General features: G+C 64.6%; 11 protein-coding genes. 5 read left to right on the top strand and 6 right to left on the bottom strand.

All coding sequences use genetic code 11. The annotated features are described in order from the left end of the window. Window positions 1-38: 38 nt before the first annotated feature. Window positions 39-890 carry a hypothetical protein gene (locus tag MOV80_RS12540; RefSeq protein ID WP_249605152.1) on the bottom strand — a complete coding sequence of 284 codons (852 nt, stop codon included), beginning with the start codon at window positions 888-890 and terminating at the stop codon, window positions 39-41. A gap of 380 nt (window positions 891-1,270) precedes the next feature. On the opposite strand from MOV80_RS12540, the gene dhbC reads away from it, so the two are divergent. Genes dhbC through MOV80_RS12560 form a run of 4 tightly spaced genes read left to right on the top strand, consistent with a single transcriptional unit; the run spans window position 1,271 to window position 5,767 of the window. Beyond that, window positions 1,271-2,455: an isochorismate synthase DhbC gene (gene dhbC / locus MOV80_RS12545; RefSeq protein ID WP_019101765.1), complete on the top strand. Its 1,185-nt coding sequence runs from the start codon at window positions 1,271-1,273 to the stop codon at window positions 2,453-2,455. Next, entirely contained in the window at window positions 2,452-4,098 is a 1,647-nt protein-coding gene (locus MOV80_RS12550; RefSeq protein WP_118267802.1) for a (2,3-dihydroxybenzoyl)adenylate synthase, read from the top strand. Before dhbC ends, MOV80_RS12550 begins: the two co-directional genes overlap by 4 nt. Next, the gene (locus tag MOV80_RS12555; RefSeq protein ID WP_249605153.1) at window positions 4,095-4,976 is read left to right on the top strand and encodes an isochorismatase family protein; all 882 of its coding nucleotides are present in this window, start codon (window positions 4,095-4,097) and stop codon (window positions 4,974-4,976) included. The genes MOV80_RS12550 and MOV80_RS12555 overlap by 4 nt, the downstream gene beginning before the upstream one ends. Continuing rightward, a complete protein-coding gene (locus MOV80_RS12560; RefSeq protein WP_249605154.1) occupies window positions 4,973-5,767 on the top strand; it encodes a 2,3-dihydro-2,3-dihydroxybenzoate dehydrogenase in 795 nt (264 codons plus the stop codon). The genes MOV80_RS12555 and MOV80_RS12560 overlap by 4 nt, the downstream gene beginning before the upstream one ends. Before the next feature lie 431 nt (window positions 5,768-6,198). Here the strand turns inward: MOV80_RS12560 and MOV80_RS12565 are convergent, their stop codons facing one another. From MOV80_RS12565 to cysD, 3 genes are all read right to left on the bottom strand, one after another. Next, window positions 6,199-7,203 (bottom strand): BMP family ABC transporter substrate-binding protein, encoded by a 1,005-nt coding sequence (locus MOV80_RS12565; protein WP_019102171.1) that lies wholly within the window; start codon window positions 7,201-7,203, stop codon window positions 6,199-6,201. Between the two features lie 301 nt (window positions 7,204-7,504). Next, window positions 7,505-8,941, bottom strand: a complete 1,437-nt coding sequence (gene cysN / locus MOV80_RS12570) for a sulfate adenylyltransferase subunit CysN (protein WP_249605155.1) — start codon at window positions 8,939-8,941, stop codon at window positions 7,505-7,507. Further along, complete coding sequence (cysD, locus tag MOV80_RS12575) at window positions 8,941-9,867, bottom strand: sulfate adenylyltransferase subunit CysD (protein ID WP_249605156.1); 927 nt, start codon at window positions 9,865-9,867, stop codon at window positions 8,941-8,943. Before cysD ends, cysN begins: the two co-directional genes overlap by 1 nt. Before the next feature lie 208 nt (window positions 9,868-10,075). Between cysD and MOV80_RS12580 the strand changes: the two genes are divergently transcribed. Continuing rightward, window positions 10,076-12,208, top strand: a complete 2,133-nt coding sequence (locus MOV80_RS12580; protein WP_249605157.1) for an HDOD domain-containing protein — start codon at window positions 10,076-10,078, stop codon at window positions 12,206-12,208. 98 nt (window positions 12,209-12,306) lie between these two features. Here the strand turns inward: MOV80_RS12580 and MOV80_RS12585 are convergent, their stop codons facing one another. Both MOV80_RS12585 and MOV80_RS12590 read right to left on the bottom strand, forming a co-directional pair. Then, the gene (locus tag MOV80_RS12585; RefSeq protein WP_161523835.1) at window positions 12,307-13,665 is read right to left on the bottom strand and encodes an aspartate aminotransferase family protein; all 1,359 of its coding nucleotides are present in this window, start codon (window positions 13,663-13,665) and stop codon (window positions 12,307-12,309) included. A 152-nt stretch (window positions 13,666-13,817) separates the two neighbouring features. Further along, entirely contained in the window at window positions 13,818-14,030 is a 213-nt protein-coding gene (locus MOV80_RS12590) for a sigma factor-like helix-turn-helix DNA-binding protein (RefSeq protein ID WP_019100111.1), read from the bottom strand. Window positions 14,031-14,059: the final 29 nt, after the last annotated feature.

The following is a 14,059-nucleotide window of genomic DNA, read 5'->3' on the forward strand; positions in this document are numbered from 1 at the left end:
GTCGCGGCTTAGCTCGCGAGACCGTGAACAGGCTCTACTCAGCCGGCCGCGGCCAACAGATCATACATTCTCCAGCGCTCAAAACGCCGCTGCGCCGCTGCCACGCTGGACGCGGTCAGCGTCAGGCCGCCGCAAGCCGGTGCCCAGTCTTCGCCGCGTTCCGGAGCGTCGTCGAAGGCCAGTAAGTGCGGGGTGTCTCCCGCCGCCATGCCCGGCCCCAACAGCACCGCGCCGTCCGGATTGCCGGCGCTTTCCACCAGGCCCACCCGCCCCTCGATCAACAGCATCGGGAATCGATGGCTGGCGGCCACCGCCTGGCGAGCGTCGCGCGCGATCTGCAGCTTGTCTGCGTCGCCAGGCTCCAGCAGCACCGGGCAAGGCAGAGCCGATGCCAGTTCGCGGTGAATCTGGCTCTCGATCACGGTTGGCGGCAGCAACACCGCGCTGACTAGATCGCTCAGATACGCCATCTCATTGAGTTGAATCAAGACATGCGCCAAGGGAACGCCCGCGGCCAAACATTGCAGATAAGCCCTTCTTTGCTCCAACAACGCCTGCCTTCCGCGCCCGCTCGCCGCGCCGGCAAGAGGCTGAACCAACACGCTCCAGCCTTCCTCTTTCGACTGCCATGCGCCCAACTGTCCAGCCTGCTCCAACAACGCCGGCAGCGGCAAACGCAACAACAGCAGGCGCTGAGAGCCGGTTCCGGTCAATGCCGCCTGGGCCGCGCGACGGCCGCGCGTCACCGTCTCCCGCGCTCTATCGTCCGCCATCGCGTCGGCCATCAGTTCGCGCGGCGAGGGTAAACGCCGCAAACCCATCGGCTCCGCCGCCTGCGCACTATCGGGAACGCCATCCATGCTGTCGCTGCCTTCGGAATACATTGTCATTCTCCATCCTGCGCCTGCCATGCAAGCGGTTCAATTGGCGGCTACGATATTTTTATTGAGAATGATTGTCAATTGCGTTTTTACCAAAATTAGTCCAATCCACCGGCATGAGGCACCCTCTTCCACCTCCGCATAAGCTGCCTTCACCCCCCCCCTAGCGTCCCCAACCCCTTCACACAGCAACCAAAAATTGACAAAAGCATTGGCGGTAATGCCCTAAGCCTAGTCCCTGTCCAGCAAAGTCCTAGAGAAAAAATGTGGAATCAATATCATCTGCACGCAATATCACCGTATTGCAATGGATAACGATTATCATTTATATTCGCCATCGACGCTCAGACGAGCCCTCCCCCACCTACCCAGTGGACTCAGGAATAGCGATGAACCAAACCTCACTCGACCCAGCCTATAGCGGCGAACACAATCTGTTGGCCGCCTACCAGGCCGATTCCGCCTTCTTCTTCGCCTCGCCATGCCACACTCTGCTAGCCGAAGGCATCCAGCAAGTCATTACAGACACCGACCCCAGCGCCGCCATCGCCGCCGCGCTGGCTTCCCAGCCGGACCCGGCCCAGGCCGTAGTGGTCGGCGCCATTCCCTTCATGCCGGAACAACAACCCTGGTTGTTCGTGCCGCGGCGCGTGCGCCGCGCCGACGCGCTGAAACAGGAACAGCGCAGCGCTCTGCGCCAACCTTTGCAGGCCGATTGCCAATTGACCCCGCAGCCGGCGCCGGCCGCTTACTGCCAAGGCGTCAGCGACGCGCTGGCCCGCATCGGCAGCGGCGCGCTGGACAAGGTGGTACTGTCGCGCACCTTAGAACTTTCCGCCCAACAAGCCATAGATCAGCGTCAATTGCTGCTCAATCTGGCCAGCCAGAACCAGCACGGCTACACCTTCGCGGTGCAACTGAGCGCGGACGACGCGCCGCGCCGGGCGCTAATGGGCGCCAGCCCTGAGCTGCTGCTGGCGCGCTACGGCCGGCAAGTGATCACCAATCCGCTGGCCGGCTCCGCCGCGCGCAGTCCGGACTCGACTGAAGACCGCCGCCGCGCCGACGCTCTGCTGGAATCCGGCAAGGACTTGTACGAACACAAGCTGGTGATCGACGCCGTGGTCGAGGCCTTGGCGCCGTATTGCCGCAATCTGCAAGTGCCGGCCGGCCCGTCCCTGGTGTCTACCGCCACCATGTGGCACCTGTCCACCCGCATCAGCGGCGAACTTATCGACCCGACCGTGGGCTCCTTCGAGTTGGCCCGCGCGCTGCACCCCACCCCGGCGGTATGCGGCTTCCCGGCAGACCCGGCCCGCAAGCTGATCCGCGAGATCGAACCCTTCGACCGCGGCTTCTTCACCGGCATGGTGGGCTGGTGCGACGGCAACGGCGACGGCGAATGGGCGGTCACCATCCGCTGCGCCGAAATCTCCGAGCGCACGCTGCGTCTGTTCGCCGGCGCCGGCATCGTCACCGGCTCGCTGCCTGAAAGCGAACTGGCTGAAACCGCTGCCAAGTTCCGCACCATGCTGCGCGCGATGGGCCTGGCAGACTTGGCGGAGGCGGCATGAGCGAGCAACAACTAGACTGGACCCCTTGGCCGGAAGACTTTGCCCGCCGCTACCGCGAGGCCGGCTATTGGCAGAGCCAGACCCTGTTTTCCATGCTGGCGGCCCAGGCCGAGCAACAGCCGGAAAAACTGGCCCTGGTGGCCGGCAAGCAGCGGCTGAACTACCGCGAACTCAAGCTCTACGCCGAACGCCTGGCCGCCGGCCTGTATGCCCGCGGCCTGCGCCCCGGCCAGCGCGCCGTGGTGCAGTTGCCTAACTGCGCCGAGTTCTTCATCGTCGCTTTCGCGCTGTTCCGTCTCGGCATGCTGCCGGTGTTCGCGCTGCCGGCGCATCGCCGCGCCGAGGTATCTTACTTCTGCCAGCACACCGACGCCGCGGTCTACATCTGCGCCGACCAGCACGGCGGCTTCGACTACCGCGCGCTGGTGGCCGAGCTGCTGCCGCTGGCGCCCTCGCTGCAACACGTGATCGTGGCCGGCGACGCCGGCGACTACACCCCGCTCAACAGCCTCTACCTGATGGACCAGCCGCTGCCCGCGGAGCCGGACGCCAGCGGCCTGGCCTTCTTCCAGCTTTCCGGCGGCAGCACCGGCGTGCCCAAGCTGATTCCGCGCACCCATGACGACTATCTGTACAGCTTCGCCGCCAGCGCCGAAATCTGCGGCTTGAGCCGCGACAGCGTCTACCTGTGCGTACTGCCGGCCGGCCACAACTTCCCGATGAGTTCGCCCGGCAGCTTCGGCGTGTTCCACGCCGGGGGCACCGTGGTGCTGGCCTCCGGCCCCAGCGTCGACGAATCCTTCGAGCTGATCGAGGCCGAGTCCGTCACCATCGCCGCGTTGGTGCCTCCGCTGGTGCCGCTGTGGCTGGACGCCGCCGCCAAGCAGCCGGGCAAGCTGGCCAGCCTGCGCCTGCTGCAAGTGGGCGGCGCCAAGTTCGGCCCCGAGCTCGCCGCCCGCGTCGAGCCTGCGCTGGGCTGCAAGCTGCAACAGGTGTTCGGCATGGCGGAAGGCCTGGTCAACTACACCCGGCTCGACGACGGCCCGGAACGGGTGCTACACACCCAGGGCAGGCCAATCAGCGCAGACGACGAAGTGCGCATCGTCGATGACGAGGACCAGCCTGTGGCGCCGGGCGAGGTCGGCCATCTGCTGACGCGCGGCCCCTATACCATCCGCGGCTACTGGCGCGCCGCCGACCACAATCAGCGCGCTTTCACCGCCGACGGTTTCTACCGCACCGGCGACCTGGTGAGCATGAACGCCGACGGCTATCTGACGGTGGAAGGCCGCGCCAAGGATCAGATCAACCGCGGCGGCGAAAAGATATCGGCCGAGGAAGTGGAAAACCACCTATTGGCCCACCCGCTGGTGCGCGACGTCGCCATCGTGGCGATGAGCGACCCCTATCTGGGCGAGCGTTCCTGCGCCTTCATCATCCCACGCGAGCAACAGGCGATCCGCCTGCCCCAAGTGGCGGCCTTCCTGCGCGAGCGCGGCCTCGCCGCCTACAAGATTCCGGACCGGCTGGAGCTGGTCGACACCCTGCCGCAAACCAGCGTCGGCAAAGTCAGCAAGAAAACCCTGCGCCAGATGCTGGAACAGAAACTGGCCGCACAGCCCACCCAAAGGTCACAAGCATGAGCATTCCCCGCATCGCCCCCTACGCCATCCCGTCCCAACTGCCGGACAACCGCGTCAACTGGACGGTGGCGCCGCAGCGCGCCGCGCTGCTGATCCACGACATGCAGGAATACTTCCTGGATTTCTATGATCGAGAGGCCGAGCCTGTGGCCACCGCGCTGCGCAATATCGCCGCCATCCGCGCGCGCTGCCGCGAGCTCAACATCCCCGTGTTCTACACCGCCCAGCCGGCGGAACAAGCCGACAACGACCGCGGCCTGCTCAACGATATGTGGGGCCCCGGCCTGCCGGCGCGCCCGGAACGCCACCCCATCGTGGCCAGCCTGAGCCCGGCCGACGACGACACCGTGCTGACCAAGTGGCGCTACAGCGCCTTCCAGCGCTCGCCCTTCCTCAACCTGCTGCGCCAACAAGGGCGCGATCAGCTGATCATATGCGGCATCTACGCCCACATCGGCTGCATGAGCACCGCGCTGGACGCCTTCATGTACGACATCCAGCCCTTCTTCGTCGCCGATGGCCTGGCCGACTTCTCCGCCGAACGCCACGCGATGGCGCTGGAATACGTCGCCCAGCGCTGCGGCGTGACACTGGACAGCCAGCGCCTGCTGAATCAACTGGCCGCTCCGACCAGCGCCGCGCCTAGCGCTGAAGCGCTGCGCGCCGCCGTCGCCGAGCTGTTGCAACAGCCGGCCAGCGACATCGGCCTGGACGACAATCTGCTGGACTGGGGTCTGGACTCCATCCGCCTGATGAGTTTGCTGGAACAGTGGCGCGCGCTGGGCGCGGAAATCGACTTCATCGAGCTGGCGCAGCAACCCAGCGTCAACGCCTGGCAGGCGCTGCTGGCGCGCCAGCTGGACAGGGTGGCCGCATGAGCGCCAGCTATCCGGAATTCCACGGCCGGCTGGCCGTGGTCAGCGGCGCGGCCCAGGGCATAGGCGCGGCGCTGGCGCGCTCCCTGGCGGACCAGGGCTGCCGCGTGGCGGCCCTGGACCTGCGCGCCGACGGCCTGCAGCAGCTGGCGCTGCACGCGCCGGCTCACGCCGACGGCCGCATCATTCCGCTGCCGCTGGACATCCGCGACGGCGCGTCGGTGGAACAGGCGGTGGCGCGCATCGAGGACGAGATCGGCACCATCGACATGTTGGCCAATGTCGCCGGCGTGCTGCGCCTGGGCACGGTGGAGCAACTCAGCGACGAGGACTGGCTGCAGAGCTTCGCCGTCAACACCCACGGCGTGTTCTTCCTCAGCCGTGCGGTGGCGCGGCGCATGCAGGCGCGCCGCCGGGGCGGCATCGTCACTGTCGGCTCCAACGCCGCCGAAGTGCCGCGCACCCAGATGGCGGCCTACGCCGCGTCCAAGGCCGCCACCACCCAGTTCAGCAAATGCTTGGGCCTGGAGCTGGCCGAGTTCGGCGTGCGCTGCAACATCGTGTCGCCCGGCTCCACCGACACCGCGATGCAGCGCCAGCTGTGGAGCGACGACGCCATCCCGCCGGCCATCCTGCAAGGCTCGCTGGAGCAGTACCGCACCGGCATCCCGCTGCGCCGCATCGCCACGCCGCAGGATGTGGCCAATGCCGCGCTGTTCCTGCTGTCGGATCAGGCGCGCCACATTACGCTGCATAATTTGTACGTGGACGGTGGCGCGACGCTGGGGATCTGAGAGCCTGCTCACAATCCTTTTTAGCATGTTGAAACCTTGTTAGGTGCGCAAGAAGCCACGTACCCGACGTGCCTAGAACCCCTTCAAGCCTGCCGTCGGGTGGCAGGCCCGAGGTCTTAAGCGGCTGCTTGTTCGAGCACCGCGACGTTAGCGCGGTGCGAGTTCAGCCGCACCTCGGGCCTGACGGGCCCCGGCGGGAAGCCGTAGGCCAGGCTTGCAGGGCGGCCTTTGGGGTAAAGGGGAATTTGGCCGAGCAAATTCCCCTTTCCGTTCGCCGGGCGGAACCGGCCCTGAGTCATCATCCGCGCAGCGGATTCAACCCTAAAAATCGCAAACTGTTTCGAATAAATTCACTTTGGCAAAGAAAAACGGGCAAGACCAGATGGTCTTGCCCGTTTTCACGTCGCCGCGCCTAGCGCAGCCCCGACGAATCAGTTCACCGGGCAGCGATTGGCGGCGCGGTAATCCACCACCTTGATCTTGCCGCTGACGATGTCCTTGCGCGCCTGCAGAATCTTCTTCTCCATCTCAGGCGTGATCAACGAACGGTTGTACTGGTCCAGCGCCCAGTCCACACCGTTTTCCTTCAGGCCCATCAGCTTGACGTCCGGCTTCCACGCGCCGTTCTTGGCGTCGCGCATGGTTTCGTACACCGCGTTGTCCACGCGCTTGACCATGGAGGTGAGCACCACGCCCGGCTGCAGATAGTTCTGGTTGCTGTCCACGCCGATGTAGAACTTCTTCGCGCCCTTGGCCGCCTGGATCACGCCCATATTGGACAGCGCCGCCGCGGCGAACACCACGTCCACACCGCGATCGAACTGGCTCTTGGCCAGTTCGCCGCCGCGCGCCGGGTCGTTGAAGGCGGCATGGGTGGTGCCTATCATGTTCTGCATCACCACCGCCTTGGGGTTGGCGTACTTGGCGCCCTGGGCGTAGCCGCAGCCGAAGGCGCGGATCAGCGGCACGTCCATGCCGCCCAGATAGCCCACCTTGCCGCTCTTGGACTTGAGCGCGGCGGCCATGCCCACCAGGAAGGAGCCTTCCTGCTCCTTGAAGGCGATGCTCTGCACATTCGGGCCCTTGGCCACAGAATCCACCAGGGTGAACTTCACCTTGGGGAACTCCTTGGCCACGGTCTCGATGGACTGGGTGTAGGCGAAGCCCACCGCCACCACCAGGTCGGCGCCCTTGCGCGCCATATTGCGCAGCATCTGCTCTTTCTGAGCGTCGTTGCTGACCTGGCCTTCGCGGTAGTTGATGTGGAATTCTTTCTTGAAACGTTCGGCGCCGTTGAATGCCGCTTCATTGAAGCTCTTGTCGAACTTGCCTGCCTGATCGTAGATCACGGCGACAGTGAAATCCTTGGCTGCAACCGGGCCTGCCAGCAAGATGGCAGCGGTTGCGCCTGCGATGTGTTTCAGCGCAAACGTCATGTTTTATCTTTTCTATGTGGATTACAGTCGATGCGACAGCGCCGCGGACGGCGCTGCCGGCGCTTCAAGCGAAAGACGGAGGGGGAAACCGAGTGGACCGCGGCTGCCTAAGCAGACGGGACGAAACAGAACCACGCCGCTGCGAAAACCGCAGCGGATACAACGCGCCAATTGAAGCTGCCGGATTGTAGGCAGACCGCCGCCGGCTGTAAACCGGCGTGGCCGATTCCTGCAACAACAGGTCGAAAAACGGACAGCCCGCCGTGGAACGGAGGGCTGTCCACTGCTACATGACACTAGCTCAACGCGGAAACAGCTGGCCGATGTCCTTGGCCTCCCAGTGCGGGAAGTATTTGCGCACCAGCGCGTTCAACTCCAGCTCAAAGGCGCGCAGCCGCTGCAATTCGTCCTGCGGCGCGGCAGCCTGCTCCGCCCTGGCCTCCGTGATCATGCCGGCGCCGGCGGTGGCGTTGCTCAAGCGGTCTATCACGATGAAGCTGCCGGTGCCGCGACAGGCCGCGTAGGCGTCTATCACCGCCGGCGCGTTCAGACTGATGCGGCACAGCGCGATCTCGTTCAGATGCAGCGCCTCCGACGGTCTCTGCTCCAGCGTGTTGACGTCCACCTGGTGCAGGATGGCCTCCACGCGGCCGGTGACGAATTTGCCGGCCAGCTTGAAACCATACTCCTTGCCGGCGCGCAGCGGCGCGTCCTGCATCCACACCAAGTGCGCGTCCAGGCTGCCGGTCACCGCCGGCGGCGCTTGATCTGCGCGCACGATCATATCGCCGCGCGACACGTCGATCTCGTCCTCAAGCGTCAGCGTGATCGCCTCTCCGGCGCCGGCCGCGGCCAGCTCGCCCTCGTAGGCCACCAGCGCCTTGACCTTGCTGCGACGGCCGGACGGCAGCGCCAGCACTTCGTCGCCGGGACGGATCTCGCCGGCGGCGATGGTGCCGCAGAAGCCGCGGAAGTCCAGATTGGGCCGGTTCACGTACTGCACCGGAAGACGGAAGGCTTCCAGCGCCACGTCGCTGCTCACTTCCACCGTTTCCAGCAGCTGCATGAGCGTCGGCCCCTGATACCAGGGCGCGCCCTCGCCGCGGCTAACCACATTGTCGCCGCGCAGCGCGGAAATCGGCACGAAGCGGATGTCCGGGATCTCCAGGCCCTCGGCAAAGGCCAGGTACTCATCGCGAATACGCTCGAACACCGCCGGGTCGTAATCCACCAGGTCCATCTTGTTCACCGCCACAATCACATGACGAATGCCCAACAGGCTGACAATGAAGCTGTGGCGGCGGGTCTGAGTCTGCACCCCGCGCCTCGCGTCGATCAAGATGATGGCCAGATTGCTGGTGGACGCGCCGGTGGCCATATTGCGGGTGTACTGCTCGTGGCCCGGGCAGTCGGCAATGATGAATTTGCGCTTGTCGGTACTGAAATAGCGATAAGCCACGTCGATGGTAATGCCCTGCTCCCGCTCCGCTTGCAAGCCGTCCACCAGCAAGGCCAGGTCGATGTCCTGGTCGGTGGTGTTGTACTTCTTGGAGTCTCGCTCTATCGCCGCCAGTTGATCCTCGAAAATCAGTTTGGAGTCATGCAGCAGCCGGCCGATCAGGGTTGATTTGCCGTCGTCGACATTACCGCAGGTGATGAAGCGCAGCAGATCCTTGTTTTCGTGCTGGCGCAGGTATTCCAGAATATCGCCGGCGATCAGATCGGATTGGTGGGTCATCAGAAATATCCTTCCATCTTTTTCTTTTCCATCGAGCCGGCGCTGTCGTGGTCTATCACCCGGCCCTGGCGCTCGGAGGTGCGGGTCAGCAGCATCTCCTGGATGATGTCCGGCAGCGTGGCCGCCTGGGACTCCACCGCGCCGGTCAGCGGATAACAGCCCAGGGTACGGAAGCGCACCTGTCTGGTTTCAATGCCGGCCTTCTCCTCCGGACTCAGATATTCCAGTATCCGCTCATCATCTATCATGATCAGCGTGCCGTCGCGCTCTATCACCGGCCGTTCGGCGGCGAAGTACAGCGGCACGATCTCGATATTTTCCAGGAAGATGTATTGCCAGATGTCCAGCTCGGTCCAGTTGGACAGCGGAAACACCCGTATGCTCTCGCCCTTGTCTATCTTGCTGTTGTAGATGTTCCAAAGCTCCGGGCGCTGGTTCTTCGGGTCCCAGCGGTGATTGCGGTCGCGGAAGGAGTAGACCCGCTCTTTAGCGCGGCTCTTTTCCTCGTCGCGGCGCGCGCCGCCGAAAGCCGCATCGAAGCCGTATTTGTTCAAGGCCTGCTTCAGGCCCTCGGTCTTCATCACGTCGGTGTGCTTGGCGCTGCCGGCGGTGAACGGGTTGATGCCGGCGTCCACCCCCTCCTGGTTGACGTGGACGATCAGGTCCCAGCCGTATTCGCGCGCCTGCTTGTCGCGCAGCGCGATCATTTCCTTGAACTTCCAGGTGGTGTCCACGTGCATCAAGGGGAACGGCGGCTTGCCCGGCGCAAAAGCCTTCTTGGCCAGATGCAGCATCACCGCCGAATCCTTGCCTATCGAATACAGCATCACCGGGTTTTCGAATTCCGCGGCCACTTCGCGAATGATGTGAATCGACTCCGCTTCCAACTGTTTGAGGTGAGTCAGCCTCTGATGACCGATGTCCATGCTTCCTGCCCATCCTGTAGATGCGTTCAAATCTACCGAAAGCCCATCGGCGCATCAAAACCGATTGGATATATCAATATGCTCTTAGCAAATCAAAAATTAGTCCAAAGGGCAATAAGAATACCTAGCCAAACGCGGTGGAATCTTCGGCTCGCGCCTCAATAACTGTCTACATTAGTACAAATACGCAAGCCGCACGGAGACAGCGATGTGCGCCGCCGCAGAGCCGGAATACCAAATCGTCGCCACGCTGAACTGCCCGGATGGCTTGTCGGTGCTGCTGGCCAGCCGCGACGGCGAGGCTCTGGCGTTGATGGAGTCCAAGTCGGAGTTGCCGGACACGCCGCCGCGCCCGGCCTTCCGCCATCCCTTGCTGCAAGCCTGGCAGGGACAAGTCCGCCTCGACGGCAAACACTACGCCGTCTACCGACAGGACACGCTACAGCCCTTGCGCCTGAAAACGCTGCAGGCGCTGCCGCTGGCCGAACGCATCGGCCTGGCGTGCGACATCCTGGAACCGCTGATCCACCTGCACGCCAGCGGGAAATGCCTTGGGCGGCTCTACCCCGAAACCGTGTTGGCCGACATCCATCAACGCGTCGCGCTGCTAGGCGAGCACGCCTGCCAAGCGTTGAGCCCGGAACGCTTGCGTCAGGAACTGCTGCAGGCCGAGCAATTGCTGCGCTGGCTAATCAGCGCCAGCGCGCCGGAACGAGAGTGCGACCCGGAATTGGAGCAATGGCTGGCCGCGCTGCGCGACCCGGCGGCCGACGCCGGCGCCTGCCGCCGCGCGCTGGCCGGCCTGCAAGACTGGCTGGCCCGCCATCAGCGCTTTAATCGCCAGGAAGGCGGCCGCGCCGCGCTGGACCACCTGCTGCAACGCATGCGCCACGCGCCGGACTTTCCGGCGCTGTCCCAGGCCATCGCCGCCATCAACAAGAGCAACAACGCCGACAGCGAGCGCCTGCAAGCGCTGTCCAGCGCCATCCTCAAAGACGTGTCGCTGACCAATAAACTGCTGAAGGTGGTGAATTCCGCCAATTTCAGCCAGTACGGCGGCGCGGTCAGCACCATTTCCCGCGCCATCGTGATCCTCGGCTTCGACACCATACGCAATCTGGCGCTCAGCCTGCTGCTATTCGAACACCTACACAACCGCGCCCATGCCGACGAGATCCGCGACGTGGCGATCAAGACCCTGTTCACCGGCCTGCTGGCCCGCTCGCTGGCGTCGGCCTGCGGCGTGCGCGAGGCGGAAGAGGCCTTGATTTGCGGCATGCTGCAAAACTTGGGCGAACTGCTGTGCGTCAATTATTTCCGCGACGAATACCGGCAAATCCAAATGCTGATCGACGCCGGCGCCGGCGTCGACCAAGCCGCGCACCAGACGCTGGGCGCCGATTACGCCGACCTGGGCGCCGCCACCGCCGCGCTCTGGCGCTTCCCGGAACGGATTCTGACCGGCATGGAGCCGATGCCGGCCGGCGCGGTGCGTCAGCCGCAAACCAGCGAGATGCGGATGAAGGCCTTAAGTTCGCTGTGCCGAGAACTGGTTTGCCAGCTGACTCAGAGCGGCATTGATCAAGCCGACGCCAGCCGCAAGCTGCTGCAACGCTACAGCCGGGCGCTGGCGCTGGAGTGGGCGCCCCTGGAGCAGCAGCTGGCGCAGGCGCAGACCCTGCTATCCGCCTATCTGGCGGAGCTGGGGCCGGAGGCCGGCCAGGGGCCGCGTTCACAGGCCTTGCGCCAGGCCAGACTCAACAAGAGCGCGCCGCCGCCCGCCGCCAGCGCGCCTCCGCCAACGGCGCCGGACCCCACCCGGCTGCAAGCCACGGCCGGCTCCGCCGGCGTTCAGGACATCACCAACACCCTGCTGGGCGATTACAAACTCAATGACCTGCTGCGCATCATTCTGGAAACCATGTACCGCGGCCTGGGCTTCGACCACGCGCTGATCTGCGCGCGCAGCGGGACCGACCTGCCGCTGCAAGCCCGCTTCGGTTTCGGCGAAAAGGTGGAATTGCTGCTGCCGGCGCTACGGGCCGACATCGATAGCGGCGACAGCCTGTTCCGCAAGGCGCTGGAGCGCAACGCCGACATGCTGATAGACGACATCGACGCGCCGGCCATCGCCCAGCACATCCCGGCCTGGTATCGCCAAATGAGCGTGGCCCACACCTTCGTCTTACTGCCGCTGTCCTTGGACAAACGCAAGCTGGGCATACTCTACGGCGACCGCCGCCAAGCGGGATCGTTGGCCATCGCGCCGGAGCAACTCAGCCTGCTGAAAACCTTGCGCAATCAGGCCTTGCTGGCCATTCGCCAGCAAGCCGCGCGCTAAGAGCCTGTTTATGATCTGCTGCGCGTCGGCGGGATTTTAGACAGGCGCGCTCAAAAGCGCGCCTTGCCGCTGCGTCTCAGCGAGGTGTTCCAGCGACTCTAAACCACCTCGCCGGCAAAACCGTCCAAGGCCTCCAGCAGGCGATCAACGTCGGCAAATTCGGTGTCCGGACACAGCAACAACATATTGTGGAAAGGGGTGATCAGGAAACCGCGGTTGAGCAGGTAGAGATGAATCACCCGCTCCAGCGCCTCATCCTGCATCGCGCCCGCCTCGCCGCCGTTGCGCGGCGGGCGCGGGGAAAACTGGAACTCGCAGCGCGCGCCGACGCGGCTCACGCACCACGGCAGCCGCCAGCGCTCTATCCAGTCCTGCAAACCGTCCGCCAGATGCTGAGCCAACGCGAACATCCGCTGGTAGGCGGCGTCGCTCATCACCTCGGCCAGATTGGCGCGCATCGCCGCCGCGGCCAGCATATTGCCGCTCAGCGTGGTGCCGATGCCGGAATGACCGGGCGCGGCGGAGCGCTTTGCGCGCTGCGCCCGCTCCGCCAGTTCCGCGCTGAACCCATAGACCGCGCACGGCAGCCCGCCCCCCAGCGGCTTGCCCAGCACCAGCGCGTCCGGCTTCAAGCCGTAAGCCGCGCAGTAACCGCCCGGCCCGCTGCTGATGGTATGGGTTTCATCCAGTAGCAGATAACTGCCGTAGCGGCGGATCAAATCCTGCGCCGCGCTCCAGAAGCCAGGCTCCGGCAACACCATGCCGATATTGGTCATCACCGGCTCGGCCAGCACGCAGGCCACCCGCTCGTCGCTCAGAGCCCGATCCAACGCCTCCAGGTCGTTGAACTCCACTACTCGGGTATACGCGGCCGGATCATGCGTCTGCCCCAGCAAACTGGCTCGCCGCCTTGGCCGGCCGTCGATCAGATCGACGAAGGCGTCGTCCACCGTGCCGTGGTAACAGCCGTTGAACACGATGATCCGGTCCCGGCCGCTGGCGGCGCGCAGCCAGCGCAGCGCGAAGCGATTGGCATCACTGGCGCTGAGGGCGAATTGCCAGTGCGACAGACCGAAGCGTCGCGCCAGTTCCTCCGCCACCCACACCGCATCCGGCGACGGCAGCATCGCGGTCAAACCGCGCGCGGCCTGATCAGCGATGGCGCGCGCCACCGGCTCCGGCGAATGGCCGAACATCGCGCCGGTGTCGCCCAGACAAAAATCCAGATATTCATGGCCGTCCACGTCGCGCAGCCGTGCGCCCCGAGCCTCTTCCACATAGAGATTGAACGGGGTGGACCAATCCGCCATCCAATGCAATGGCGCGCCGAACAGCAAATGCTCGCCGCCGGCGGCGGATAGCTGCCGCGAACGCGGACGCCGCTCGGAAAACATCGCCTGCTCCTGCCGGTGCAGGGCTTGAGCCTTGTCGAAATCGACGCCGTGACGCAAAGCCATGAAGCTCTCCTTAGGAGGGGAAGACTGCGCGTCAGTATATCCAGATGTGGTGAACGGAGGCAGCGTCGCCAACGCCTCCCGGCACAAGGAACAGCCCGAACGCGACGAAGCCCGGCCAAGACCGGGCTTCGTCGCCGCCGTGACGGCGAGCTTTACAAGGGCAGATGGCCCGCCAGCGAGTTGATTTTTTGCAGCGCGCGGCGGAATCGGCTGTGCGCGCGGGACACGGTGGATTCGCTGATGTCCATTTGCTGAGCCGCGAAGTAACCGGTCATGCCCTCCACCTCCATCAGCCACACCGCTTCGCGTGAGCGTTTTTTCAGGCCGATCAGATCGGCCACCTGGTTGAAATCGTCAAGCTTCATCGCGCTGTTCTCCTCAGGCGTTCGCCTTC

This window comes from Chromobacterium sp. IRSSSOUMB001, from assembly GCF_023507765.1.
In the GTDB taxonomy this organism is placed as follows: domain Bacteria; phylum Pseudomonadota; class Gammaproteobacteria; order Burkholderiales; family Chromobacteriaceae; genus Chromobacterium; species Chromobacterium haemolyticum.